This window comes from Clostridium sp. JS66, assembly GCF_033561535.1.
In the GTDB taxonomy this organism is placed as follows: Bacteria; Bacillota; Clostridia; order Clostridiales; family Clostridiaceae; genus Clostridium_AM; species Clostridium_AM carboxidivorans.
In genome coordinates this window covers 4032500-4055703 of the sequence record NZ_CP131467.1, presented here as the reverse complement: position 1 = coordinate 4055703, position 23204 = coordinate 4032500, and the positions used below count along the sequence as shown (strand labels likewise).

General features: G+C 29.3%; 26 protein-coding genes and 1 pseudogene. 20 read left to right on the top strand and 7 right to left on the bottom strand.

The annotated features are described in order from the left end of the window. Positions 1-68: 68 nt before the first annotated feature. Positions 69-623 (bottom strand): DUF6431 domain-containing protein, encoded by a 555-nt coding sequence (locus Q6H37_RS18945; protein ID WP_318742904.1) that lies wholly within the window; start codon positions 621-623, stop codon positions 69-71. 189 nt (positions 624-812) lie between these two features. Between Q6H37_RS18945 and Q6H37_RS18940 the strand changes: the two are divergent. After that, positions 813-1145 (top strand): annotated as a pseudogene (locus tag Q6H37_RS18940) (transposase); the annotation flags it as partial. Next, positions 1142-1996, top strand: a complete 855-nt coding sequence (locus Q6H37_RS18935) for an IS3 family transposase (protein ID WP_318742896.1) — start codon at positions 1142-1144, stop codon at positions 1994-1996. The pseudogene Q6H37_RS18940 and the gene Q6H37_RS18935, both read left to right, overlap by 4 nt. Positions 1997-2062: 66 nt before the next feature. Here Q6H37_RS18935 and ytaF read toward each other — a convergent pair whose 3' ends face one another. Beyond that, complete coding sequence (gene ytaF, locus Q6H37_RS18930; protein ID WP_318735246.1) at positions 2063-2665, bottom strand: sporulation membrane protein YtaF; 603 nt, start codon at positions 2663-2665, stop codon at positions 2063-2065. 236 nt (positions 2666-2901) lie between these two features. On the opposite strand from ytaF, the gene Q6H37_RS18925 reads away from it, so the two are divergent. The 4 genes from Q6H37_RS18925 to Q6H37_RS18910 all read left to right on the top strand — a co-directional run bounded on the left by Q6H37_RS18925 (position 2902) and on the right by Q6H37_RS18910 (position 6224). After that, complete coding sequence (locus Q6H37_RS18925) at positions 2902-3582, top strand: response regulator transcription factor (RefSeq protein WP_318735244.1); 681 nt, start codon at positions 2902-2904, stop codon at positions 3580-3582. After that, positions 3563-4984: an ATP-binding protein gene (locus Q6H37_RS18920; protein WP_318735241.1), complete on the top strand. Its 1422-nt coding sequence runs from the start codon at positions 3563-3565 to the stop codon at positions 4982-4984. The genes Q6H37_RS18925 and Q6H37_RS18920 overlap by 20 nt, the downstream gene beginning before the upstream one ends. Before the next feature lie 166 nt (positions 4985-5150). Next, positions 5151-5747 (top strand): undecaprenyl-diphosphatase, encoded by a 597-nt coding sequence (locus Q6H37_RS18915; RefSeq protein ID WP_318735239.1) that lies wholly within the window; start codon positions 5151-5153, stop codon positions 5745-5747. 174 nt (positions 5748-5921) lie between these two features. Continuing rightward, a complete protein-coding gene (locus tag Q6H37_RS18910) occupies positions 5922-6224 on the top strand; it encodes a hypothetical protein (RefSeq protein ID WP_318735237.1) in 303 nt (100 codons plus the stop codon). Positions 6225-6272: 48 nt separating this feature from the next. Here Q6H37_RS18910 and Q6H37_RS18905 read toward each other — a convergent pair whose 3' ends face one another. After that, positions 6273-6752 carry a hypothetical protein gene (locus Q6H37_RS18905; protein ID WP_318735235.1) on the bottom strand — a complete coding sequence of 160 codons (480 nt, stop codon included), beginning with the start codon at positions 6750-6752 and terminating at the stop codon, positions 6273-6275. A 371-nt stretch (positions 6753-7123) separates the two neighbouring features. On the opposite strand from Q6H37_RS18905, the gene Q6H37_RS18900 reads away from it, so the two are divergent. Both Q6H37_RS18900 and Q6H37_RS18895 read left to right on the top strand, forming a co-directional pair. Beyond that, positions 7124-7543 carry an organic hydroperoxide resistance protein gene (locus Q6H37_RS18900; RefSeq protein ID WP_318735232.1) on the top strand — a complete coding sequence of 140 codons (420 nt, stop codon included), beginning with the start codon at positions 7124-7126 and terminating at the stop codon, positions 7541-7543. Between the two features lie 47 nt (positions 7544-7590). Beyond that, on the top strand, positions 7591-8265 hold the full coding sequence (locus Q6H37_RS18895; protein WP_318735229.1) for an NAD(P)/FAD-dependent oxidoreductase: 675 nt from the start codon (positions 7591-7593) through the stop codon (positions 8263-8265). Positions 8266-8373: 108 nt separating this feature from the next. Here Q6H37_RS18895 and Q6H37_RS18890 read toward each other — a convergent pair whose 3' ends face one another. Further along, positions 8374-8880: a ferritin gene (locus Q6H37_RS18890; RefSeq protein ID WP_318735227.1), complete on the bottom strand. Its 507-nt coding sequence runs from the start codon at positions 8878-8880 to the stop codon at positions 8374-8376. A 226-nt stretch (positions 8881-9106) separates the two neighbouring features. On the opposite strand from Q6H37_RS18890, the gene Q6H37_RS18885 reads away from it, so the two are divergent. Beyond that, entirely contained in the window at positions 9107-10366 is a 1260-nt protein-coding gene (locus tag Q6H37_RS18885; protein ID WP_318735225.1) for an Nramp family divalent metal transporter, read from the top strand. Positions 10367-10607: 241 nt separating this feature from the next. Further along, a complete protein-coding gene (locus Q6H37_RS18880) occupies positions 10608-11981 on the top strand; it encodes a L,D-transpeptidase family protein (RefSeq protein ID WP_318735222.1) in 1374 nt (457 codons plus the stop codon). A 142-nt stretch (positions 11982-12123) separates the two neighbouring features. Here Q6H37_RS18880 and Q6H37_RS18875 read toward each other — a convergent pair whose 3' ends face one another. Further along, positions 12124-13005 carry a hypothetical protein gene (locus Q6H37_RS18875; RefSeq protein ID WP_318735219.1) on the bottom strand — a complete coding sequence of 294 codons (882 nt, stop codon included), beginning with the start codon at positions 13003-13005 and terminating at the stop codon, positions 12124-12126. Positions 13006-13180: 175 nt separating this feature from the next. Between Q6H37_RS18875 and Q6H37_RS18870 the strand changes: the two genes are divergently transcribed. Both Q6H37_RS18870 and Q6H37_RS18865 read left to right on the top strand, forming a co-directional pair. After that, a complete protein-coding gene (locus tag Q6H37_RS18870; RefSeq protein WP_318735216.1) occupies positions 13181-13672 on the top strand; it encodes a hypothetical protein in 492 nt (163 codons plus the stop codon). An 874-nt stretch (positions 13673-14546) separates the two neighbouring features. Continuing rightward, positions 14547-15941 carry an amino acid permease gene (locus Q6H37_RS18865; RefSeq protein WP_318735213.1) on the top strand — a complete coding sequence of 465 codons (1395 nt, stop codon included), beginning with the start codon at positions 14547-14549 and terminating at the stop codon, positions 15939-15941. Positions 15942-16065: 124 nt separating this feature from the next. On the opposite strand, the gene Q6H37_RS18860 is transcribed toward Q6H37_RS18865, so the two are convergent. Both Q6H37_RS18860 and Q6H37_RS18855 read right to left on the bottom strand, forming a co-directional pair. Beyond that, on the bottom strand, positions 16066-16863 hold the full coding sequence (locus tag Q6H37_RS18860) for an EFR1 family ferrodoxin (protein ID WP_318735211.1): 798 nt from the start codon (positions 16861-16863) through the stop codon (positions 16066-16068). Positions 16864-16890: 27 nt separating this feature from the next. Beyond that, complete coding sequence (locus Q6H37_RS18855) at positions 16891-17502, bottom strand: TetR/AcrR family transcriptional regulator (protein ID WP_318735208.1); 612 nt, start codon at positions 17500-17502, stop codon at positions 16891-16893. 229 nt (positions 17503-17731) lie between these two features. Between Q6H37_RS18855 and Q6H37_RS18850 the strand changes: the two genes are divergently transcribed. The 8 genes from Q6H37_RS18850 (at position 17732) to Q6H37_RS18815 (ending at position 23165) form a co-directional block, all read left to right on the top strand. Continuing rightward, positions 17732-18091 carry a PilZ domain-containing protein gene (locus tag Q6H37_RS18850; protein WP_318735205.1) on the top strand — a complete coding sequence of 120 codons (360 nt, stop codon included), beginning with the start codon at positions 17732-17734 and terminating at the stop codon, positions 18089-18091. A 44-nt stretch (positions 18092-18135) separates the two neighbouring features. After that, the gene (locus tag Q6H37_RS18845) at positions 18136-19050 is read left to right on the top strand and encodes an AEC family transporter (protein WP_318735204.1); all 915 of its coding nucleotides are present in this window, start codon (positions 18136-18138) and stop codon (positions 19048-19050) included. A 140-nt stretch (positions 19051-19190) separates the two neighbouring features. Beyond that, a complete protein-coding gene (locus tag Q6H37_RS18840) occupies positions 19191-19727 on the top strand; it encodes a hypothetical protein (RefSeq protein ID WP_318735202.1) in 537 nt (178 codons plus the stop codon). Between the two features lie 141 nt (positions 19728-19868). Further along, the gene (locus tag Q6H37_RS18835; RefSeq protein ID WP_318735199.1) at positions 19869-20489 is read left to right on the top strand and encodes a TetR/AcrR family transcriptional regulator; all 621 of its coding nucleotides are present in this window, start codon (positions 19869-19871) and stop codon (positions 20487-20489) included. Positions 20490-20516: 27 nt separating this feature from the next. Beyond that, positions 20517-21272, top strand: coding sequence for a 3-oxoacyl-[acyl-carrier-protein] reductase (gene fabG, locus Q6H37_RS18830; protein ID WP_318735197.1), 756 nt, complete (start codon positions 20517-20519; stop codon positions 21270-21272). Between the two features lie 66 nt (positions 21273-21338). Next, entirely contained in the window at positions 21339-21875 is a 537-nt protein-coding gene (locus tag Q6H37_RS18825; RefSeq protein WP_318735195.1) for a MaoC family dehydratase, read from the top strand. A 125-nt stretch (positions 21876-22000) separates the two neighbouring features. Next, entirely contained in the window at positions 22001-22360 is a 360-nt protein-coding gene (locus tag Q6H37_RS18820; RefSeq protein WP_318735193.1) for a hypothetical protein, read from the top strand. A 67-nt stretch (positions 22361-22427) separates the two neighbouring features. Beyond that, a complete protein-coding gene (locus tag Q6H37_RS18815) occupies positions 22428-23165 on the top strand; it encodes a MerR family transcriptional regulator (RefSeq protein WP_318735190.1) in 738 nt (245 codons plus the stop codon). Positions 23166-23204 lie beyond the last annotated feature (39 nt).

Here is a 23204-nt window from a genome sequence, read left to right as displayed (position 1 = left end):
TAAATAAGCATTAAAAAAATAAGAAGTGTTTAATTTGATAAAGGGCAAAAAAACTAAAGCTTCTGTAATTAAGGTTTACAGAAAAAATATTTAGGCATATCTAAGAAAAATCTTAAATTAAAATCATATCTTAAACGTGAAAAATCAGTAATCATTGTAAGTAAATTGGATGGAAAAACATTTTTGGTATCAGGGCAAAATATTTTAAGTTGTGCAAAAAATAGGCGAATAGCCGTTAAAGAAGTTATTAGTCTGCTTTTCCAAAATGATAAATGAGTTTTGTTTATGGATAACATACAATTTATAGAGTTAACAAACTTAATAATTTTGCTAAATGAGTAATTAAATTTAAACATAATAATAAGGCAAGTTAATATAACATGATAGGTGTATTGTCTATAAGGTATTATGAAACTTGGAATAAGAGAGTACGTCTTATGGCATGATTTGCACCTATATCTAATGATAACTACTCTATAAGCTTTGTTAAATGTAATCAAATTTCTATAGTAGAATCCATGTCTATATAGTTTTCCTTCATATCCGCATGCTTCGCATCCATATTTTATGGGAAACCTATTATACTTATTAAGCTTATTATATTTTCTTATGCCGTAAGGCATCTTTATTATTTCTATCACTTTTTTTCAGTCCTATAAAATTTTTTATATTTTTAAATTATAGTCAGATTAAATAATCTTATTCTTTTTGTGTCAGATTATTTAATCTGACGTAAAAAGAAAGGCTATTATAATTTACTTTTTTTGAACCTGTTATTAAGCAAATAAATTGCTTAATAACAAAAATGGTCTAAGGAAGAAAAACTCCGTATTGTCCGTAGATATTTTGATGAAGGTATTGGTCGGCCAACTTTAGCAAAAGAAGAAGGTATCGCAAGTGGTATGATTGCAACATGGATTCATAAATATTTAAATGAAGGTGAAGCTGGCTTAGAAAATAAAAAGAAATCAGGAAATAAGTTTGCAGCATTACATAGAAGCAAATCAATGAAGGAATTAGATCGACTTCGTTTAATTGTAGCAAAACAAGAAATCGAAATTGAAAGGTTAAAAAAAGGGTACATGGTGAAAGGAGTTGGTGCAAACAAGGAGTTCGTTTCTATAAAAGATCCGAGTACGAAATAATTGACAACTTAAAAGTTAAATATTCTCTTAAGGCTCTTTGTATTTTAATGCAGGTTAACCGTTCTGGGTACTACAAGTGGAAATCCCGTCAGGGTGTACAGAATCGATATGAGAAAGATAGGGAACTACTTACAGATTTACTGAAAGAAGCTCATAGCAAACATAAATCATATGGATATCATAGACTCGCTGCAGTCATCCGCAAGGAAACTGGGTGGTCGTTTTCAGATAATCTTGCACATAAGTGCTGTAAAATCAGTGGCATCAAATCCAAAGTTAGAAATTATAAATATAGGAGACCTGGGAATGAAAATATCGTTTATCCAAACATAGTTAAAGGAAAGTGGAATGCTTCAAAACCATTAGAATTAGTAGTTTCAGATATGACTTGCCTTAAACATAGAGGCCGCTTATACGAATTAACGTATATTATGGATACATACAACAATGAGATTATTGCACATCACCTCACATCTAAACCCGGTGATAGACGTACCTACTTTTTATGTTTGAAAGATTTAAAGAAAAAAATTGAAGAACAAACAACTCCAGTCGTTTTGCACACGGATCAAGGAGCAGTCTATTCTTCAAGAGCATTCGCAAAAGCTCATAATAATTGTAACATAATTCGCTCTATGTCGCGAGTAGGAACTCCAACAGATAACCCAGTTATTGAATCAATAAACGGTTGGATTAAAGATGAAATGGCAGTTGATTTTAGATTTTGGGAAGAAGATGATCTATTTGAATTTGTGGACAGATACATCCATTATTACAATAATGATAGACCAGCATATGCATTAAGTTATCAAAGCCCCATTCAGTATCGAACTGAACGAGGCTTTGGTTAATATTGCTTTTATTGTTGTCTACTTTTAGTTGACAACTTCATTAAAATTATAATAACCTTGCTTTACTTATATAATTTGCTTTATTCCAATCAAAATCAATATAATCCCTGATGCAAAAGTAGCTTTTTTCCCTAGATTCTTCTTGTTAAAAAACTCTGTAATGTAATTTCCAGTCCATAGAGCTAAAAAGCTTATTATAGCTGAAAACAACCCTACTAAAATTGAATTTAAACCAATCATGCCTGCACTTATACCTCCCCCAATGTTGTTGACAGACATGGCAATACCCAGTAAGGTTGCTTCTTTGTAATCGATATCTTTAGAGTTATCTAAATCTGCAATTTCTGGCTTTTTTAAGGCATTGTATATAGAAGGGTCTTGTTTGACTTTATCTTCACAATCCTTATTAAAATAAGGCTCTATTATAATCCATGAACCAATAATTATAAGTAATAGCATACTTAATATTGAAGATATGCGACTGCTAAGAACTTTTGTCAAAAAGTTTCCAGAAAATGCAGCAAGAGAAGAAATAACAAAAGTTATAACAGAAATCCATAAGTTCTTTGGTGTAGATATTTTTATACCTCTAATACTATAGGCAATTCTAACGCTTATGTTATCTAGATTGTTAATTAGAGCAATGAAAAGTGTATAAATCAAATGCATAATTAAGACCACCTTTTAAGCTTATTTACTTATATATTTAATGATATATAATTCTTGCAAGTATTGCTTGTAATAATTAAACGGAAAATGGTAATTTCTTTACTGAATTTTACAACTATAATTTTTTAATTCAATTTTAATTTTGAATAGATAATATAGAATATGATAAAGTTAAATTATATTCAAGTTTATTAAGTAAGCTTAGCAATCTAGAAATAGCATGGAGTGGTGGTAATTTGAAGGATTTTAAAATTCTTTTAGTGGAAGATGAAAAGCAAATGTCAATGTTTATTGAAATGGAGCTTGTTCATGAAGGATATAAAGTTGATACAGCCTATGATGGGAGAGAAGCTCTAAAAAAAGTAGAGAATATGGAGTATGAGTTAATTCTTCTTGATATCATGATACCATATTTGAATGGTATTGAGGTTTGCAGAAGAATAAGGGAGTTTTCTTATATACCCATAATAATGTTGACAGCTAAAGGAGATGTACCAGATAAAGTCTTAGGACTTGACGTTGGTGCCAATGATTATTTAACTAAACCATTTGCCATAGAAGAATTATTGGCAAGAATAAGGGTATATAAAAGGGATAAAACATTAAAAAATAAAAATGATGAAATTAAAGTTAGAGATATTGTTATGAACAATAAAACCCATCAGGTTTGGAGAGGTAATAAGGAAATTGAGCTTACTAAAAAAGAATATTATCTTCTTGAAATGCTTTTAATTAATAAAAATATTGTACTTACTAGAGATAAATTAATTGAGGAAGTATGGGGGTATGATTATGATGGAGATACCAATGTGGTAGATGTGTTTATAAGATATTTGAGAAGTAAAATCGATGATGGCTTTGAAGATAAACTTATAACTACTATAAGAGGAGTGGGATATGTTATTAAAGATAATTAATCGTGTTTTAAAGATTGTTAAGAGTGCAAAAATTTCTATAAAGCTTACAGCAATATATGCTTTTATGTTTTCACTAGTATTACTTTTGCTAAATGCATCAATTTTATATGGTGTTAAGTATTATATGTACAATCAAGCAAATAAACAGATAGAAGACATTCAAACTATAATGTTAAATAAGATTGCATCAAAAAATGAACAGATAGATTTAGCAAGTAAAGAAATTTTATCAGATGTACCTTCTAAAGAAAATGTATTCATAAGGATAATACAACAGGATGGCAAAGTAATAAATTCATCAGAAAAATTTGATTACAATATTAAACAATCTAATTTCAAAAAATCATCAAGTAAAGAAAAGCATATGGAGGATAAAGAGCGCCATTTAACATATAAAAATGTTAAATATGAAAGTAAAAAGTATGGTACTGTATATATTCAAATAGTAAAGGATATGCTCAATGAATATGAGTTTATGAAAATATTATTTGTAGTTATGGCTGCAGCTGATTTTATAGGAGTTATTGCTTCCATTATATTAGGATATATGGTAAGTAAAAAAATGTTGAAACCTATTGATCATATAACTAAAACTGCTGAAAACATAAGTATCAAAAATTTGAAGGAAAGAATAGAAGTAAGAGAAGGTTCTGATGATGAACTTAAAAGGCTTGCCAGCACCTTTAATAAAATGATAGATAGACTTCAAGAAGCTTTTAACAGGCAGGCACAATTTGTTTCAGATGCTTCACATGAGCTTAGAACCCCTATTGCTGTCATTCAAGGATATGCTAATTTACTAGACAGATGGGGAAAAGATGATAGAAATACTTTGGAAAAATCCATTTATGGAATTAAGTTAGAAGCTGCTAATATGGCTGATTTGATTGAAAAATTATTGTTCCTTGCAAGGGGGGATAGTGGCACTCAAGTTATAGAAAAAAAGGAATTATGGCTTAATGAATTAATTGATGAAGTAGTGGAGGAAAGTAAAATAATAGCACAAGATCGAAGTATATGCAGTGATAAAAATGATACTGTGAAAATTTTTGCAGATCATAAGATGATAAAGCAGATGTTGAGAGTATTTATTGATAATAGTTTGAAATTTACTTCGGAGAATGGAAGGATAAATATAAGCTCAGAAATTCAAGGTAAAACTGTAAAAATAACTGTTAGTGACACAGGCATTGGAATACCTGAAAATGAAATTAAAAACATATTTAATAGATTTTATATTGTGGATAAATCCAGATCTAAAGAAAAAGGTGGTACGGGGCTTGGATTATCCATAGCGAAATGGATTGTTGATATGCATCAGGGAACTATAAAAGTAGAAAGTGAAGAGGGTAAAGGCACAAAGATAGTGGTGATATTGAATTTAGATAAACAGCTAGTATAAGGTAAAGGAAAAGAATTCTTTTGCCTTATTATATTTTAATGCAACTCCATTCATATTAAGTTAAAAGTTTTTTAGATAAATCTAAGAAACTTTTAATGTAAATTTAATCTTAATAGTCAATAATGTATAACAGAATAAAAACAAGTAATAGAAAGGATTTTTAAATATGAATATGGAGTTTTTTAGATTGATAAATAATTTAGCAAATAAAAATGCATTGCTAGATAAAATAATGATTTTCTTTTCAAAGGATGTACCCTATATATTTATGGCAGTCACTGCATTAGTATTTATTTTAGGCGTCATTAAGAAAAATGAAGAGTTCAGAAAAGTATCCGTGAACACATTTATCATTACAGTAATTAATTTAATGTTAAGTTTTATAATTGGAAGTGTGTACTATGTAGATAGACCTTTTGTGCACAATAAGGTTAATTTGCTTGTTCCCCATGTTAAAGATGCATCTTTCCCAAGTGATCATGCTACAGGAACAATGAGTATAGCTTTAGGACTTAGAAAATACAATAGGATACTTGGGATAATAATGACAATACTATCAATAATTGTAGGCTTTTCAAGAGTGTATGTTGGTAATCATTATCCCTTAGATGTTATTGGTGCGTATGCCATGGTGTTTATTACAAGCTATTTATATAATTTATTACTAAAAAATAAAGTTGAAGGAATTTATACAAAAATAGAAAGGCTGTTAATTAATAAAGTAGGATTTTATAAGGGTGCAGATGAAAACATATTAAATTAAATAGTTAAAAAACTACTGGCAAACACGTTTTGCCAGTAGTTTTTTATTAGTGATAATGCATCTTAAAAGTAAAGTATATGCATAGAGTTTGCTGGGGATATTATAGACAAACAGATTTAAGTGTTACACATAGTTATAAGGAAGTGAGTTGATTGACAAAATTATCAAAATAAAATGGAAAAAAGAAGAGTATACGAAGAATATGCAAGTTATTTGATGACAGATATTTTAAAAGGTACTTTAGAAAATACCTGGGGGGCTGCTTATAATGTAAGACTTGATGGAATTACTAGTGCTGCTAAAACTGGTACAACAAATGATCAAAAGGATGGTTGGTTATGTGGTTATTCTCCATATTACACTACAGTAGTGTGGGTTGGATATGATACACCAAAGTATGTTTATAACTTATATGGTGCAACATATCCAGGTCAAATATGGGATAATTATATGCAGCAAGTACATGCAGCATTGTAAAATAAGGATTTTAATATGCCTTAGGGGAATTGGAATGGCATAAATTATTTAGTTAGAAGATTGTCCATTGTTTTTATGTGTAGAATTTTCCTTCATCTTTTGAGTAACAGCATCAGCCTGAGCTTGTGTAATAGTGCCATCACTTACTAATTTACTTAAAGGATTAAATCTTTGTTTATTTTGTCCATTATTTTGAGTACTTCCCTGTTGGCTACTTTGTTGATTATCCTGTGTTTTATTCTTCTGTCCATTTCCTGCAGGACGTGCTTCATATGCTGCTATAATTTTATCTGCTTGAGCCTGTGTTATAGTTCCTGCTGTTACTAGAGGTTGAATACTATCTTGTACCCTTTTCTTCATTTGCTCTGCAGAGGGCTTATTGCCATTTTGTTTGCTAGTACTTTGTGTAGCATTACTAGCTGTTCCACTATTACTGCTGCTACTTTGGCAACCTGCAAACAAGGCCATTGATACACCAATTGCAAGTAAACAAGCTGTTGTTTTACTTAAAAAGTTATGTTTTTTCATTAATATTACCATCCTTTACATTCTTTTTTTAAGGAAACTCCTATTATAATCCACATATTTAATAACAATATGTTATCCATTAAGTTTTTTTACTTTTTTTATTATAAAGGTTATTTGTGACAATGCCGTGACAATTTATAGGCAAAACCATGGAATACTAATTTTTAATATTTCCTGTTTGGCAATTTGAGCACATTGTAAGTATTATTTTTATATTTTGTAGATGAGAAAGTTGAGTTGAAAATGACAAAAATAAGTTGATTTAATGGTAAAACTATGTTATTCTAATTTCAAGATAAAGATTATTAAACAATATGAATTATTGAATGAAAGATAAATTTTAATAAAAGCTATTGAAAGGAGATAAAATTGTGAAAACTTTATATGAAACAACAATGATTAATGTAGGAGCAAGAAAAGGTAGAGTTTATTCACCAGATATGTCTTTTAATTTAGATGTAGCGATGCCAAAGGAATTAGGTGGAGAAGAAACAACATTAACAAATCCAGAGCAGCTTTTTGCAGCTGCGTATAGCACTTGTTTTAATGGTGCGTTGGAAGTTGTTTTGCAAAAAACTAGAACAAAGTTTGAAAAAACTACTGTTTCAGCAATTGTATCCTTAAAAGAAGATCCAGAGGATAAGGGATTAAAAATAGCTGTAAAATTGCAAGTATCAATTGATGGATTAGAAAGAGGAAAAGCTTTAAAATATGCAAATATAGCTCATAAGAACTGTCCTTATTCCAAAGCCATTAGAGGAAATGTTGATGTAGAAATAGAAGTAATCTAATAAATAGTGTATTATATTATTAAAAACAAAATTCAGGAGGTTGCAAAATGAAAAAGGATTTACTAGAAAAAGGGGCAATATTGCAAAGAGATAAGGAAACATACAGTATCGCACCACATTTAACTGCAGGAATTGTGACACCAGATATTTTAAGAACTATTGCAAATGTAGCTGAAAAATACAATGCAGCAGCTGTTAAGGTTACAGGAGCTCAAAGAATTGCATTAGTTGGATTAAAAGAAGAAGATTTAGATAATGTTTGGAAAGATTTAGAAATGGATCCAGGTGCAGCAATTGGGCTATGTGTAAGAAGTATAAAAATATGTCCAGGCACTACTTTCTGTAAAAGAGGTCTTCAAGATTCAGTAGCAGTTGGATCAAAGTTAGATAGTTTATATCATGGAAAAGAATTACCTAATAAATTAAAGATAGGTGTAAGTGGTTGTCCTAATAGCTGTGCAGATAGTGCCTTTAAGGATATAGGATTAATAGGTGGCGGAAAAGGTTGGATGCTCTATGTTGGCGGAAAAGGTGGAGCCAAGCCAAGAATAGCAGATAGAATAGCACTTTCTGTATCAGAAGAAAAAATATATGATTTAATAGAAAAAGTTATTCAAGTATATAGTGAAAATGCAGGCACAAGAGAAAGATTAGGAGATTACATAGACAGAGTAGGACTAGAAGTGTTTAAAGAGCAAATAGATCTTAATAGCTATTTATAGGATTATAATATAATTAAGTTCTATCTCAAAAATCATGTTATATGTATTTTGAGATAGAACCTTTTTATTGATATACATAGTTGAAAGCAGATTTATCAAAAGTACTTTTTAGTTAACTGGTGTAACAAATACCCTTGCAGCCAGTTCAGAGTCCAGCATATATAGTGCTGCCATATCATTTTCTATCCTTTTCAATTTTTTAATAATTGTGTTGAAATTTTTCTCTTCTTCAACTTGTTCGTCTATAAACCACCTTAGTAGGCTTAAAGTAGCATGTTCTCTTTCTTCCAATGCAATATCAGAAAGATTATAAATTCTCTTAGTTACAGTTCTTTCATGTCCTAATGATTTTTCAAAAGCATCTAAAGGTGAGTCAAAATATACAGGAGGATTTTCAAATCCTTTTAGTAATACTCTTCCGTCCATTTCATTTACGTAATTATAAAATTTCATTGCATGAAATTTTTCTTCTTCAGCTTGAACTGTAAAAAAGTTTGCGAAGCCGTCTAAATCAATAGATGAAAAGTAAGCGGCAATTGATAAGTAAAGATGCGCAGAATAAAATTCAAAATTGATTTGGTTATTTAAAGCTTGAGCTAAATTTTCACTAAACATATAATCCTCTCCTTTTTCATTTTATATATTAAATAATAAAATACTCCATACTAAAAAGTATTTTATAAAAAGTGACTTTTGAAGATACATAATAAGTATATTCGACTAATTTTTATGATAATTTTACAACAAATAATTTAAATAGTCAATATCAGATGATAATATTTATTAATTGTGATAATATTTATTTATAGAAGATTAACAACATTGAAGGAGGAGGCAAGTGATGAACATAAAGAAGAAAAAAGGATTATTTACTGGAGAACATAAACCTAAGTTTATGGCGTTGGATTTCATTAAATACATAGGGCCAGGATTAATAGTTACAGTTGGTTTCATTGATCCAGGAAATTGGGCATCTAACCTCATGGCTGGATCAACTTATGGATATGCACTTTTATTTACTATTACACTTTCAACAATAATGCTTATTGTATTGCAGCATAATGCAGCACATCTTGGTATAGCTACAGGATATTGTCTATCTGAGGCAGCCTCGATTTATTTAAAGCCTTGGCTTAGTAGAAGTATTTTGATAACAGCAACACTTGCAGCTGCTTCAACTGCAATGGCGGAGATACTTGGTTCAGCAATAGCACTTAATATGTTATTTAAAATACCCATAAAGCTTGGTAGTGTCATGGCTTTAATATTAATTATATGGATGCTGTTTACTAATTCTTATAAAAAACTTGAAAAGTGGATAATTGGATTTGTCTCTCTTATAGGTATCTCTTTTATTATTGAGCTTGCATTTATTAGTGTAGATTGGGGGAAGGCTGTGGTAAGTTGGGTTACACCTAGCTTTCCTAAAGGTGCTATGCCTATAGTAATGAGTGTTATTGGTGCTGTGGTTATGCCTCATAATTTATTTCTTCATTCTGAAATAATACAAAGCAGGCAGTGGAATTTAAAGGATGAAGCAATAATTGAAAAGCAGTTGAAATATGAATTTGCAGATACTTTATTTTCCATGATAATAGGCTGGGCTATTAATAGTGCTATGGTCTTGATTGCAGCAGCTACATTTTTTTGTAATAAAATAAACATAACAGATCTTGGACAGGCTAGACAAATGCTGGAACCATTGTTAGGTAGGGGAGCAGCAGTGATATTTGCAATTGCCCTATTATTTGCTGGTATATCTTCTACAATAACTGCAGGGATGGCAGCAGGAAGTATTTTTGCTGGTATATATAAGGAGCCTTATGACATAAATGATCCACATACAAAAGTAGGAGTTGGAGCAACGCTAATTACTGCAATTTTAATTATATTTTTCATAGAAGATCCATTTAAAGGCTTGATTTATTCACAAATGTTTTTAAGCATACAATTACCTATTACAGTATTTCTGCAAATATATTTAACTTCATCTAAAAAGGTAATGGGTAAATATTCTAATGATGTATTTTCTAAAATAGTTTTGGGAATAATTGCAGTTATAATAACAATTTTAAACTTAATGCTGATATTAAATGTATAAGTAAGTTGTATATTGGATTGACAAAATATTAAATTATGTAAAAACTATCAGCTTTGTAAAAATAAAACTGATAGTTTTTTGCATTAAACGGCTCTAATTGCGAAAAATAATTTTAGAGTTATATAATGACTGTAAATATTAACATATAAAAATGGGCGTATCTCTTAATTATAAGAGAATTTGTTAACTTTAAAAACAACTATTAATTTAAAATTTTTGTTGCAATTATAAGAGGAATACTATGGTAAAAGAAAAAAATAAGCATAATAAAATTGTCATAGGCTTTGCTATTTTACTTTGTATATATTTTGGCATAGCAATGTATTTTAAAAATCATTTCTATTTTGGTTCCGAAATTAATCATATCAATGTTTCGAGTAAAACTGTTGAAGAAGTAAAAGAACAAATGACATCAAAGCTGAAAGCATATACAGTAAATATAAAGGAGCGTGGCGGTAAAACAGAACAAATTAGATCTGTTGATATTGGTCTAAGATATAATTCAGGAGGAAAATATGAGAAATTTAAACATAGACAAAACCCTTTAAATTGGATTTCAGCTTTTTTTAGTACAAAAAATTTGAAAATGACAGATGTAGTTATATATGATGAAAAATTGTTAAAAGAAAAGGTAGAGAAGCTTTCTTGCGTTAATATCAGTAATATAGTTGAACCTAGAGAACCTGGCTTTAAATATACAGATAAGGGTTATGTGATTATAGATGAAGTGAATGGAAATAAGATTAATAAAGATATTTTATGTGGCAAGGTGACAAAGGCAATATTTAGTGGAGAAGATACAATAGATTTAGAGGCAGCTAATTGCTATGTAAATCCAAAGCACACTTCAAAATCTCAAAGGACTATTGATAATAAAAACATTCTTAATAAATATATATCTTCAAAAATCACATATACTTTTGGAAATCATAAAGAAATCATAGATGGTTCAATAATAAATAAGTGGCTTAAAATTGATGAAAATTTTGGAGTTGTGATTGATGATCAAAAAGAAAAAAACTATATGAATTCATTGTTTAATACTTATAATACGGTAGGAAAGACAAGAAGTTTTGTTACAACTTCAGGAAAAACAATAGATATAAGTGGAGGCGATTATGGCTGGTCAATTAATACTGCTAAGGAAATACAAAATTTAAATAAAACAATCAAAGAAGGAAAAACTATAGTAAAAGAGCCTGTCTATATCCAAACTGCCTTTTCTCATGATAGTAATGACATTGGGAATACCTATGTGGAAATAGATATGACAAATCAACATTTATGGTTTTATAAAAATGGAACACTAATAGTACAAGGAGATGTGGTTACAGGTAATGAAAGTAGTAATGATTTAACAACACAAGGTATTTATAGTTTGAAATATAAAGAAAAAAATGCAACTTTAACTGGTGAAGATTATAGTACTCCTGTTGAATGCTGGATGCCTTTTAATGGAGGAATTGGAATTCACGATGCAAGTTGGAGAGATGAGTTTGGAGGGGATATATATAAGACCAATGGTTCTCATGGTTGTATAAATTCACCATACTATTTGGCAAAGACAATATTTGATAATATTGAGAAAGGTACTCCCATTGTTTGCTATTATTAGAGTAATAATATAATTTGTTTCAGAAGTTTATCGTATATTAAAAAGTATGCGATAAACCTCTTGGTATTTTTGTTAAAGATGATTTCTTACTGTTAATTAAGATTGTTAATTTGTTAACTTTCATGTTTGTTTATTATTTCCTTTAAAAATACGAGGGGTATTTTAGTGCAAGTGGCATATAATGTGATCTCAAATAAGAATATCTACATCTTTTTATACATTTATTTACGTCTATTTTTATGGGTTTCCATTCATTACTGCTATCTTTAATAAATTGACCAACTTCTATGTCAGTGCCATTAGTAAGTTGAAAAAATTTAAACTTATATTCATGTCCATCAGTACCTGTCACATAAATATTTTTAATATATCCAATTTGTTCTGTTTGATGTCTTTTTTTTATAAGATTACACCAATCTCCATAAGTAGTAGATACATATAATTCTGCATTATGTGCCCAGCCATGATAAGCAGCACATAGAAAATCTTCTCCTCGCAAGTCTACATCAGAAATTTTGTATTTTCCATTTTCATTTTTTAAATATATAAATCCATAATAATATGCAAAGCTTGTATTTCCATTTACAGATGGTTCTATTATTTCAATTTCAAAAAAATATTTGTATTTTCCAGGTAAAGTAGTTATATTAATTAGATTATTAAGCTTTATTAAATTAATATGGCCGGTGTTTTTAAATAATTTCATGTAGTCTTTGAAAGATACATTTGTTTGATATTCTGATGTAAAAAATTTATATGAAATTGGATAAGGAGCTAAAGCATTTCCAATACTTCCGCATCCACCTTTTGATATATTAGAAGCCTCTCTTAATATACTAAAATAATTTATAATAGTGTCCTTAGGTGATGAGAATAGGTAATTTGGTAAGCTTGCTTTATTATAATATTTATCAAAAAAATCATAGTCAAAGTTTCTAATATTTAGTGCTGGTAATTTTGAAGGTCTAAAATATTTTTCATTACGTTTAAATACATAATAATCACTATTATTTGAATTTGTCAAAGTTCATACACTTCCATATTAATAGTTAACAGTAATAGTATATTCTATCTATCTACAGTAGGTGTTAAATTTGAAAAAATAAGAGTAGTATAACTAATATTTTATATTAAATGTAACAAAATATTTTAAAAATGCATAATTTATATAGGATATGAGTTTAAATAGGAGTGAGAAAATGATAAATTTTCAATCTTTTCATGGTAAAGTTATTATGATTGATGACTTTTGGGTACAACCAAATGGAGAGCAATTAGGATGCTATAAATTAATATCTGTACAAAATAGATATGGAGACTTAGTAAAATTTGTGGTATCACCAGATACTTATTTTGTAGATCATGTAATGCTTGGAATAGGAGATATGGTAACTGGGTTTTATGATGTAAATGCACCAGTTCCTATGATTTTTCCACCTCAATTTAGAGCAATTGTTATGGCAAGAGATACACAATATCAAAAAGTTAAAGTGTCATATTTTAACAGACAGTTGGTGAGCAATGATAATAAATTAAAATTAAATATTTCACAATGTACTAAGATAATACTTAAAAATGATCAAGCTTATACTAAAAATCCTGCCAATCACGATCTAATTGTTGTTTATGGTTTTACTACAATGAGTATACCAGCACAAACTACACCATATAAAATTATTGTAATGTGTTAGAGCTTTGAAAAGGAAAAGTTTTTTTATTTAAAAATGAAACAATGTAATTGAAAGTAAGCGAAGCAACTTTAAACTGTTTTATATCTAATATACAGTTAAAAGTTGCTTATTAGTGTATTCTGCAGTATCTTACTGCATTTGAAGTTATGTTACATTATTTTTTGTGAAGAACTTAGCAAGTATAAGATGATAAATTTCTCAAGTACAATTTTTTAAAATATAAGGTTGAACAAGAACTAAAAGATATAAGAAAGTTACATAAGAAAGGTTAGTTATTTAGACTTAGTTAATGATGTAATGTTAAATTTCGAAATTGTTTATTTTATGAAACAAATGATTATACAAAGGTTAAACATTTCACAATTTTATTATAAGTTGTTGAGAAAAAATCAACTAGGCATCATAAAGTCTTCGAATTAGGCTTTAGAAAAATAGATAAAGAAAATCCGGGCTAAATAAAACTAGCTTTAAAGTTGTAGTTATTTGTAGTTAGTTGTAGCTAGTTGAGGTTTTTTCGCATAATTCTGTAGAAGATGATACTTTTTATTGTTTATGTCGTTATTGACAATACTGGAATGATTATATAAAATGAAGAAAGAATATTGTATAAATTGAATAATTTGAAAACACAAAAGTATAAAATAGACAATTTACTTGAAATTGAATATTTAAAAAAGACGGAATTATTTTATTTGTCATGAGTTTTAATTCGTTCATAAAGATTACTTCACAATATATATTTTAGATATGACAATTCATATTCAATAGTAGGTGAGGAAAATTCTTTTTGATATAACTTGAAAAAACTGAAATCTTAGTAGATTTTGAGTTTTCAAAATACCAATTTTTTCTTGTTAAGGAAGGAGTAAGTAAAATGAATAACGAAGTTCAAACTCAAACAGGCGAAAACCTAGAACGTGGTCTTGAAGAAAGACACATTAAAATGATGGCAATTGGTGGAGCTATCGGAGTTGGTTTGTTCCTAGGGTCAGCAACAGCTATTAAAGCTGCAGGTCCAGCTATATTAATTACTTATGGTGTTGCAGGAATAATTATATTTTTTATCATGCGTGCTCTTGGTGAAATGGCTGTTGAACATCCAGTTGCAGGATCATTCAGTGCATATGCAAACGACTACGTGAGTCCTCTTGCAGGATATTTAACAGGATGGACATACTGGATAATGTGGGTTGTAACTTGTATGGCAGAAGTTACAGCAGTAGGTATTTATATTAACTTTTGGTTTCCAAATGTACCACAATGGGTATCAGCATTGGTTGCTATTTGTATACTTACAGGCGTAAATTTAACTGCCGCAAAAGCATTTGGAGAAATTGAATTTTGGTTTGCACTTATAAAAGTTGCTACAATAGTTATCATGATTATAGTTGGTATAGCTATGATAGCATTTGGTTTGGGAAATAAAGGAGTGCCAATTGGCATTTCAAACTTGACTGCTCACGGCGGTTTCTTCCCTAAAGGAATTATGGGACCTATATCAACATTAACTATGGTTTCATTTGCTTTCGTAGGAGTTGAGCTTATAGGAGTTACAGCTGGAGAGGCAAAAAATCCTGAAAAAGTAATACCAACAGCTATAAACAGTGTTTTCATGCGAGTAATGATTTTCTATATTGGTGCATTATTTGTTATAATGTCACTTTATGCTTGGGACAGCATAGGAACAACAGGAAGTCCGTTTGTTCTTACATTTGCTAAACTTGGTATAGGTGCAGCAGCTGGTATAATAAACTTCGTTGTACTTACAGCAGCATCATCATCATGTAATTCAGGTATATTTACAACTGGACGTATGCTATACAATCTTTCATTACAGGGACAAGCACCTAAGTGCTTTGCAAAGCTTAGTTCAACTAACGTTCCTAAGAATGGAATACTTACTTCAGTAGCATTTATGTTAATCGGAGTTATATTAAACTACGTTGCTCCTGGTAAAGCATTTACTTATGTTACAAGTGTAGGAACATTTGCAGGTATATTTGCTTGGTTCATGATTGTTTACACTCAGATTAAATTTAGAAAGAGTCTTACACCTGAACAGGTTAAAAATTTGAAGTTTAAAACAGTACTTTATCCAGCTTCAGGCATCATCACTATGATATTCTTAGTTGGTGTATTTATTTCAATGTGCATGGGAGCAGATACAAGAATTCCAGCTATAGTTGGAGTTGTATGGATAGTACTTTTAATTGCAGCTTGGTATGGATGTGGATTAAACAAAAAGGAAGCTACTAAATTGCTTAGTTAAGCTGTTTGACTATTATACGGTTGTATTAAATAAAAAATATTGCTGTAGATAATAAAAATTATTGTTATATATTATCAAGATTTGCTACAGAAGGTGAGAGTCCACTTTCTGTAGTTTTTCTAGTTTATTTCAATGAACTATTTGCATTTATAATATCCTGCATGGAAACATTAGGATTCCTGTATCTTTTTTTATTTACTGTATCCTTTCCTATTTGTATGGAAGCTTTTGGACATAAGTGTATGCAGGCAAAACATTGCTGACATTTATGCTGCCAATTAGGTTTGCCATCTATGATTTTAATATTGTCAAAGGCACAAACTTTACTGCAAATTCCACATCCTATACAATTGTCATCAACACAAAAGGTGCTGTCTTTAGTAGGAAAGTTGTCCATAGATTTTTCAAACTTTGGTGCTAAAAGTCTATCAATAATTAATTTACTTTTTTCAATACCATGATCCTTGCAGTTTTTTATGCAATCTATAATTGTAGTAACTTTTTTATCCTTTTGTTTGAATTTTTTTATTTGAGTTTTTTCTGAATTTGCACCATACATAGCTATATAAGTTCCAGGCATTTTTATTACAAACCCACTATTTAATTTCTTTTCCTTTCTCTTTAATATAGAATCAACTTTGTCAAGTGCAAGACCGGGTAAGAAATTACAGGTTGCTGCAGCAAAAATATAGCTTGTATTAGATAAATCCAATTTGTTTAAAAAATCTTTTACTACCAGGGGAATACTATAGTCATATACTGGGAACACAAAGCCTACTTTTTCTGTGACAGGTGTTATAATTTTATAATTACTTGATTTAGGTATAGATACAAGTTCAGTTTCCTCAAGGGATTTTTCAATACTTTTAGCAACGTCCAAGCTGTTTCCTGTAGCTGTAAAATAATATATTGTGGTTTCCATTTCATAACACTCCTTACTTTTCATTAATTATTTAAATAAATTAGTAACTCCAAATAGATGATAAAGATTTATAATTTTAAATGAATTTTTTATGTCTTCAGGGGAATCTGACTCCTTAAGAACTTCTATCATCATTGAAATCAAATTTTCATATATGATTTTAATAATCTTATAATTCATAGAATCATAGATAATTTTATTGTTTTCTTTTGAATAATTTTCCTTTATATTTTTTATCATATAATTTATAGCTTCATATTTTAGACTTTCATATCTTGTACCTTTGCTTCCGTTAAACATTATTAAAATTTGTTCTCTATTTTTAATCATATAATCAATAAATTCTTCATTTACAAGTTGAAAATCATTCTTTGAGTTTAGTTCGTTTGCTGTTTTGTCCTTTGCAAATGTAAGCTTATTAATCAAGATACTTTTCAAGTTTTCTAAGACACTTTCAGAAGCTATTGAATAAAATATTTCTTCCTTGCTCTTATAGTACCTATATATATTTCCAACTGAAACATTTGATTCTATTGCAATGTTAGAAATTTTTGCTTTTTCATAGCCTTTCTCTACAAAGATTTTTAAGGCTGCATTATCGATTTTTTCTTTAATATCGTCTTTTTTATATTGAACCATATTTGTACCTCCTGTAAAAGAGAATAATTAATTCGCTTTTGATTGCATTATACTCCTTCCTTTTCCAATTGTCTAGAGTTGATAGTGGAAAATTTTGATTTCATAGAATAATTATGGATTAAATATTGTACCAAATTTCTACAATATGATATAATATTTTCAAAAACATAATGTGTGAAGAATATCATCATGTCGTTATTTTAATATTTATAGAAAAGCGAGTGATAGTATGAAAAAGAATAATTTTAGTTATTTGTTTGATAGAGACCAGATATTTAAAAAGGATCGTAGAATAAATAAAAGGTATAGCTATGACGATATGTTAAGAATTATGAGTGTAAATTCTAAACATGTTCATTTGGAAAGAATAACTGTAGATATTTCTATTTCAGGTATAGGATTTATATCAACTACAAAATTTGAAATAGATGATATACTAGAAGTGATATTTAAGTATAATAAAATGACTATACCTGCTATTGTTAAAGTAGTTCATATTAATTTATATGATGATGGCTATTTTGTTGGAGGCCAATTCGTAGCCATAAAACATATTTATAGGGAAATGTTAAAGCAGGATTTATTATAAGTTAACTTTACGAGCATCTGACAAAATGAAAGGAAGCAAAACTAATGGATTTTAATGTAATGTGGACACTCCAAGGTACAATGTTTTTAATAGTGCTTATTGGAGTGTTTATGAGGAAAAAGGGTATACTTACAGAAAAGGCAAAGTCAGTATTAACTGAATTGGTTTTAAATCTTATTTTACCCTGTAATATAATCACTTCCTTCAGAATTGATTTCAATATGGCAATACTAAAAAAATTTATAGTTATAATAGTGATTGCTGCACTTGCACAGATCCTTTCTTATATTATCTGTAAATTTGCTTTTAATAGTTATGATATAAGAAAAAGAAAGATTTTCAAATATGGAACACTTGTATCCAATTCAGGTTTTTTAGGAAATCCTATTGCACAAGGTATATTTGGAGCAACAGGGCTTATGTATTCATCTATTTTTTGTATTCCTAATAGAATTGCTATGTGGTCAGCTGGATTGTCACAGTTTACAAATGAAACTGACAAAAAATCAGCAATTAAAAAAGTAGTATTGCATCCTTGTATGATAGCTGTTTACATTGGATTTTTGTTAATGATTACAAGAATACATCTACCTGCATTCATGGAGAAAACTATAAGTAATTTAGGGCAGTGTACTACAGCACTTACCATGATATTGATAGGTTGTATTATAGCAGAAGTTGATGATTTAAAGACTATTATAAATAAGGATGTTATATATTTTACTATAATCAGACTTGTAATGATTCCTGGATTGGTGTTTATTGGATGCAAATTAGCTGGAATTGATAAGCTTATTATTGGTGTAGCAGTTCTTTTAACAGGAATGCCAGCAGGGAGCACTACAGCTATTTTGGCAGCTAAGTATGGTGGAGACTATGTATTTGGAACAAAGCTGGTGGTGTTTTCTACTGTTATGACTTTATTGTCTGTGCCTATTTGGAGTCTTATATTGAGTTAAGCTAATATTACAATCTTAAACAATTGCATGATATACATGGGAATATATTGGTGTTTTGGTATAATTTAAACCAAAATTGTTAAGTATAGGATATTTATTTCGATAACAAAAGTGTAACAACTTTTTGAAAGGAGATATTTATGTCGATACAAATTAATACATCAAACATTCAAAACAATAACATTACTAATAGTAAGAAAAAAGAAAATAAACAACAAAGCTTCAGTAAAGTGTTAGATGAAAAAGTAGATGATTATAATGAAGCTTTAAATGGTAAATTGGATGATGAAGATAAGCTGCAGTATAAAGAATTTGAAAAAGCAGGGCTAGATATGATCCATCATTCATTGGATTATTATAGATGTGGTATGGCAAGTCTTGGTTTTCCACCACCTTCAGCACCATCATATGTAAGAAAAGCATGGAGAGAGATGCTGGAACAAATGCCACTGCAGCAGAGAAAAGAATTTGAAACAGGTATCATAGCTGTTATGGGTACTATAAGATATAATAATGAACAAATAGACAAGGATATGGAAAAAACAAATTTTTCTTATTCTAATTTTGCGGATGAAATGTTAGATATGGCAGATAGTATTAACCATGGAGTTGGATTTGACAATTCATTAGTTATGAAATATTTAAATATCTTTAAAGAAAATTTAGGTACTAATTAAATAAAATCTAAACGGAGCACTCCTAAAGTTTTGAAACATAAGCCTTAAGGGTACTTTTTTTATTTATAATTGACAAAGGCAATATTTAGTACTAATATAAAAATGAATTATAAATTCAGTTTTAACATAATGGAGAGTAAAATGGTTCAAATAAAAAAAGACGAGGTTAAAAAATCAATTGAAAATGCAGCAATAGATATGTTTTTAGAAAAAGGATATTTAAATACGAAAATGAGTCATATTGCTGCAAAAGCAAATATTTCGGTAGGTAATATTTACATTTATTTTAAGAACAAAGAAGAGTTATTTTATACTGTTTTACCACAATCTTTTGCAGATATATTAAGAGATTATAATTCTAGAATATTTCCAATATTAACAAAAGCTTTTTTGAAAAATCAGCAAAACTTAGAAAGGTACCTTCCAACCCATAGAAGAATAGATGATTTAATAGCAAAGAGAAAGAGATTATTAATTTTACTTAGATATAGTGAGGGAACAAGATATGAGAATTTGAAAGAAGAAATAATGGAAAATATGACACAACATGAAATTGCATTTTTACAGAAGTGTGGGTTGAATAATTGCGATATGAATCAAGGTTACAAAATTATAAGAATGGTATTTGATAATATGCTTAATCTATTATTGGATTCATTGGAAGGTAATATGGAAGTTAATGAACGAAGGAACGTAGTAAGATTTTCTTATGAATATAATTTGAATGGATTCAAAAGGTTGCTTAGAGAATACATTAAATAAAACTATTTCATAAATTGGAGGTTCAATATGATTGATTTAGGTTTAACCGATAAAGTGGCTTTAGTAACAGGAGGAACACGAGGACTTGGGAGAGCTATTGCAGAGAAATTAGCAGCAGAAAAAGTAAAAATAGTGGTAACAGGAACTAATGAAGAAAGAGCAAAACAAGCAGCAAATGAAATATCATTAGCTTATGATGTTGAAGCTTTAGGCTTAAAACATGATGTGAGTTCAGAGGAATCAACGAAAGAAGTTGTAAAAGCTATAATTGCAAGATTCAAAAGAATAGATATATTAGTAAATAACGCTGGGGTTACAAGTGATGGTATAATGATGACCATGAAAAAAGAAAACTGGGATAAGGTAATAAGTACAAATCTCACAGGAGCATTTAACTGCACTAAATTTGTATCAAAACAGATGTTAAGACAAAAATCTGGCAGTATAGTTAATATGGCTAGTGTTGTAGGTATAACAGGAAATGTTGGTCAGGCAAATTATGCTGCTTCTAAGGCTGGACTTATAGGTTTTACTAAAACAACAGCAAGAGAGTTGGCAGATCGCGGCATAAAAGTAAATGCTGTTGCTCCAGGATATATAGCAACAGATATGACAGCATCACTTCCAGAAAAAGTAACTGAGGAAATGTTATCTAAAATTCCAATGAAAGCTTACGGTAGGCCTGAAGCAGTAGCTAGTGCTGTTTTGTTTCTGGTTTCAAACATGTCAGAATACATTACGGGGCAAGTTATAAACGTTGATGGTGGTATGGTAATGCAGTAAAACCATTAGAAGATTTAGAAAATAAGAATTTTTAACTATTATATTGATATTAAGGTGGAAAATTAAATGATAGATTTATTTAAAGCATTTACTATGAAGAAAGATTTTTTTTACGAAGGTGCATTTATTGCCAAAGTAAAATATCAACAATTCCAATCAAAATTAGATAATGAAACTTATAAAAATGAAATTGTAAAAAGCAGCAGAAAGCTTTGTGTAATTAGCTGTAGTGGATATGTTAATAATGAAATTGCAGAAACATTAACAGTTTATTTAATGATGAATGCAAAGGTTAAAGAATCTGTTCAAAAAGAAGATGTTAAAGAGTGTGGAACTTTGTGGCGTAGTTTTTCAAAAGAAGAAATTTCAAATTTTAGTCATGTAACAGGAGATACAAATTCTATTCATCTAACAGAAAATCCTGTTGTACAAGGGTTGTTTATTCTTAAAGAACTTTGTGATACTACTCAAAGTAATGAAATAGAAGTGAAATATATTCATCCTGTTTATGGTGGTAATCCAGTATACATAAAGCATGAAGAAAATCTCATCAAAGGTTATAGTGATGATACATTATGCTTTCAGGCGTTTTGTATTAAATAAAATCCATATAGTACTAAAAGCCTATATGATAATTACTAGTTAATTATACATATAGGCTAATTTACTTTAAGCATAAAGCAAGTCATTTTATTATATATATCTAGTAGTGTGATTGATATTGGGAGATGGTATTTACGAAATTTAAATCTATAGCAAATATTCTAGGAATACTAGCATTTATTATGAGTATAGCTGAAGTGGCAGCAATGTTTATGAGAGTGGAATTACCAGAAATCATAATAACAATAATTATAATATTTTTATTTGTTGCTAGTATGTCTGAATTTGTGGAAACTCGTAAACTGAGAAAATTAGCATATCCTCTAATTATAATTTATTTTTTTATGGTAATGCCTTTTATAGGAGAATTTATACATAATAAAACCCTGAATATTGGTTTTGCTGTATTAAGTTTTTTTATTACTATGATATTTCTATATAAGGATTTAATGTTAACCAGTAAAGAAAAAAGTACGATAACATAATTGAACTCTCTATTATAACACCAGACTTTTTATTGATAGTATTATAGGCATAGAGGTGAATTAAAAAATGAATACCTATATGACGGCAGAAGTGGCAAAAATAATAGGAATACATCCTAACACGGTGCGGATGTATGAAGAACTTAGACTTATTCCTAAACCTTATAGGCAATCTAATGGTTATCGTGTTTTTACAGATCTTCATATTGAGCAATTTAAGCTTGCAAGAATTGCTTTTAAAATTGAAGTGCTTCAGAATGGTCTGCGTAAAAAGGTTGTTGAGATTGTAAAGTTGTCTGCAGCAGGAAACTTTAATAAAGCTATTTCTCTTACACAGGATTATATAGAGCAAATACAAAAAGAACAGAGTAATGCAGAAGAAGCCATAGAAAGTGTAAAACAATTATTATCTAATGAAACAACAGATACATTATCTCTTAAAAGGAAAGAGGCTGCTGAATATTTACAAGTTTCCATGGATGCTTTGAGAAATTGGGAGATGAATGGATTATTAAGTGTAAAGCGAAAACAAAATGGTTATCGTGTATATAGAGACGAAGATATTAGACGATTAAAAATTATTCGTTCTCTTCGTTGTGCAAATTACTCTCTTGAAGCTATCTTGAGAATGCTTGGAGCATTATCTGAAAATCCAAATGTGAATATTAAAAAGGTGCTTGATACTCCGGGGGAAAGTGATGAAATCATATCTGTATGTGATAAGTTGATTACTTCTTTGAAATCAGCTGAAAGAAATGCTCATACAATGTTGTTTCACATTGAAAAAATGAAAAAAGAAATGTGATGGGGTAAAGCCTACACTTTAACACCAATCTTTGTGTTG

Excerpts from the sequence above, each read along its gene's own strand:
- Q6H37_RS18945 (WP_318742904.1), bottom strand. The coding sequence starts at position 623 with ATGCCTTACGGCATAAGAAAATATAATAAGCTTAATAAGTATAATAGG.
- ytaF (WP_318735246.1), bottom strand. The coding sequence starts at position 2,665 with ATGCATTTGATTTATACACTTTTCATTGCTCTAATTAACAATCTAGAT.
- Q6H37_RS18920 (WP_318735241.1), top strand. The coding sequence starts at position 3,563 with ATGTTATTAAAGATAATTAATCGTGTTTTAAAGATTGTTAAGAGTGCA.
- Q6H37_RS18915 (WP_318735239.1), top strand. The coding sequence starts at position 5,151 with ATGAATATGGAGTTTTTTAGATTGATAAATAATTTAGCAAATAAAAAT.
- Q6H37_RS18910 (WP_318735237.1), top strand. The coding sequence starts at position 5,922 with ATGGAAAAAAGAAGAGTATACGAAGAATATGCAAGTTATTTGATGACA.
- Q6H37_RS18905 (WP_318735235.1), bottom strand. The coding sequence starts at position 6,752 with ATGAAAAAACATAACTTTTTAAGTAAAACAACAGCTTGTTTACTTGCA.
- Q6H37_RS18895 (WP_318735229.1), top strand. The coding sequence starts at position 7,591 with ATGAAAAAGGATTTACTAGAAAAAGGGGCAATATTGCAAAGAGATAAG.
- Q6H37_RS18890 (WP_318735227.1), bottom strand. The coding sequence starts at position 8,880 with ATGTTTAGTGAAAATTTAGCTCAAGCTTTAAATAACCAAATCAATTTT.
- Q6H37_RS18885 (WP_318735225.1), top strand. The coding sequence starts at position 9,107 with ATGAACATAAAGAAGAAAAAAGGATTATTTACTGGAGAACATAAACCT.
- Q6H37_RS18880 (WP_318735222.1), top strand. The coding sequence starts at position 10,608 with ATGGTAAAAGAAAAAAATAAGCATAATAAAATTGTCATAGGCTTTGCT.
- Q6H37_RS18870 (WP_318735216.1), top strand. The coding sequence starts at position 13,181 with ATGATAAATTTTCAATCTTTTCATGGTAAAGTTATTATGATTGATGAC.
- Q6H37_RS18865 (WP_318735213.1), top strand. The coding sequence starts at position 14,547 with ATGAATAACGAAGTTCAAACTCAAACAGGCGAAAACCTAGAACGTGGT.
- Q6H37_RS18860 (WP_318735211.1), bottom strand. The coding sequence starts at position 16,863 with ATGGAAACCACAATATATTATTTTACAGCTACAGGAAACAGCTTGGAC.
- Q6H37_RS18855 (WP_318735208.1), bottom strand. The coding sequence starts at position 17,502 with ATGGTTCAATATAAAAAAGACGATATTAAAGAAAAAATCGATAATGCA.
- Q6H37_RS18850 (WP_318735205.1), top strand. The coding sequence starts at position 17,732 with ATGAAAAAGAATAATTTTAGTTATTTGTTTGATAGAGACCAGATATTT.
- Q6H37_RS18845 (WP_318735204.1), top strand. The coding sequence starts at position 18,136 with ATGGATTTTAATGTAATGTGGACACTCCAAGGTACAATGTTTTTAATA.
- Q6H37_RS18840 (WP_318735202.1), top strand. The coding sequence starts at position 19,191 with ATGTCGATACAAATTAATACATCAAACATTCAAAACAATAACATTACT.
- Q6H37_RS18835 (WP_318735199.1), top strand. The coding sequence starts at position 19,869 with ATGGTTCAAATAAAAAAAGACGAGGTTAAAAAATCAATTGAAAATGCA.
- fabG (WP_318735197.1), top strand. The coding sequence starts at position 20,517 with ATGATTGATTTAGGTTTAACCGATAAAGTGGCTTTAGTAACAGGAGGA.
- Q6H37_RS18825 (WP_318735195.1), top strand. The coding sequence starts at position 21,339 with ATGATAGATTTATTTAAAGCATTTACTATGAAGAAAGATTTTTTTTAC.
- Q6H37_RS18820 (WP_318735193.1), top strand. The coding sequence starts at position 22,001 with ATGGTATTTACGAAATTTAAATCTATAGCAAATATTCTAGGAATACTA.
- Q6H37_RS18815 (WP_318735190.1), top strand. The coding sequence starts at position 22,428 with ATGAATACCTATATGACGGCAGAAGTGGCAAAAATAATAGGAATACAT.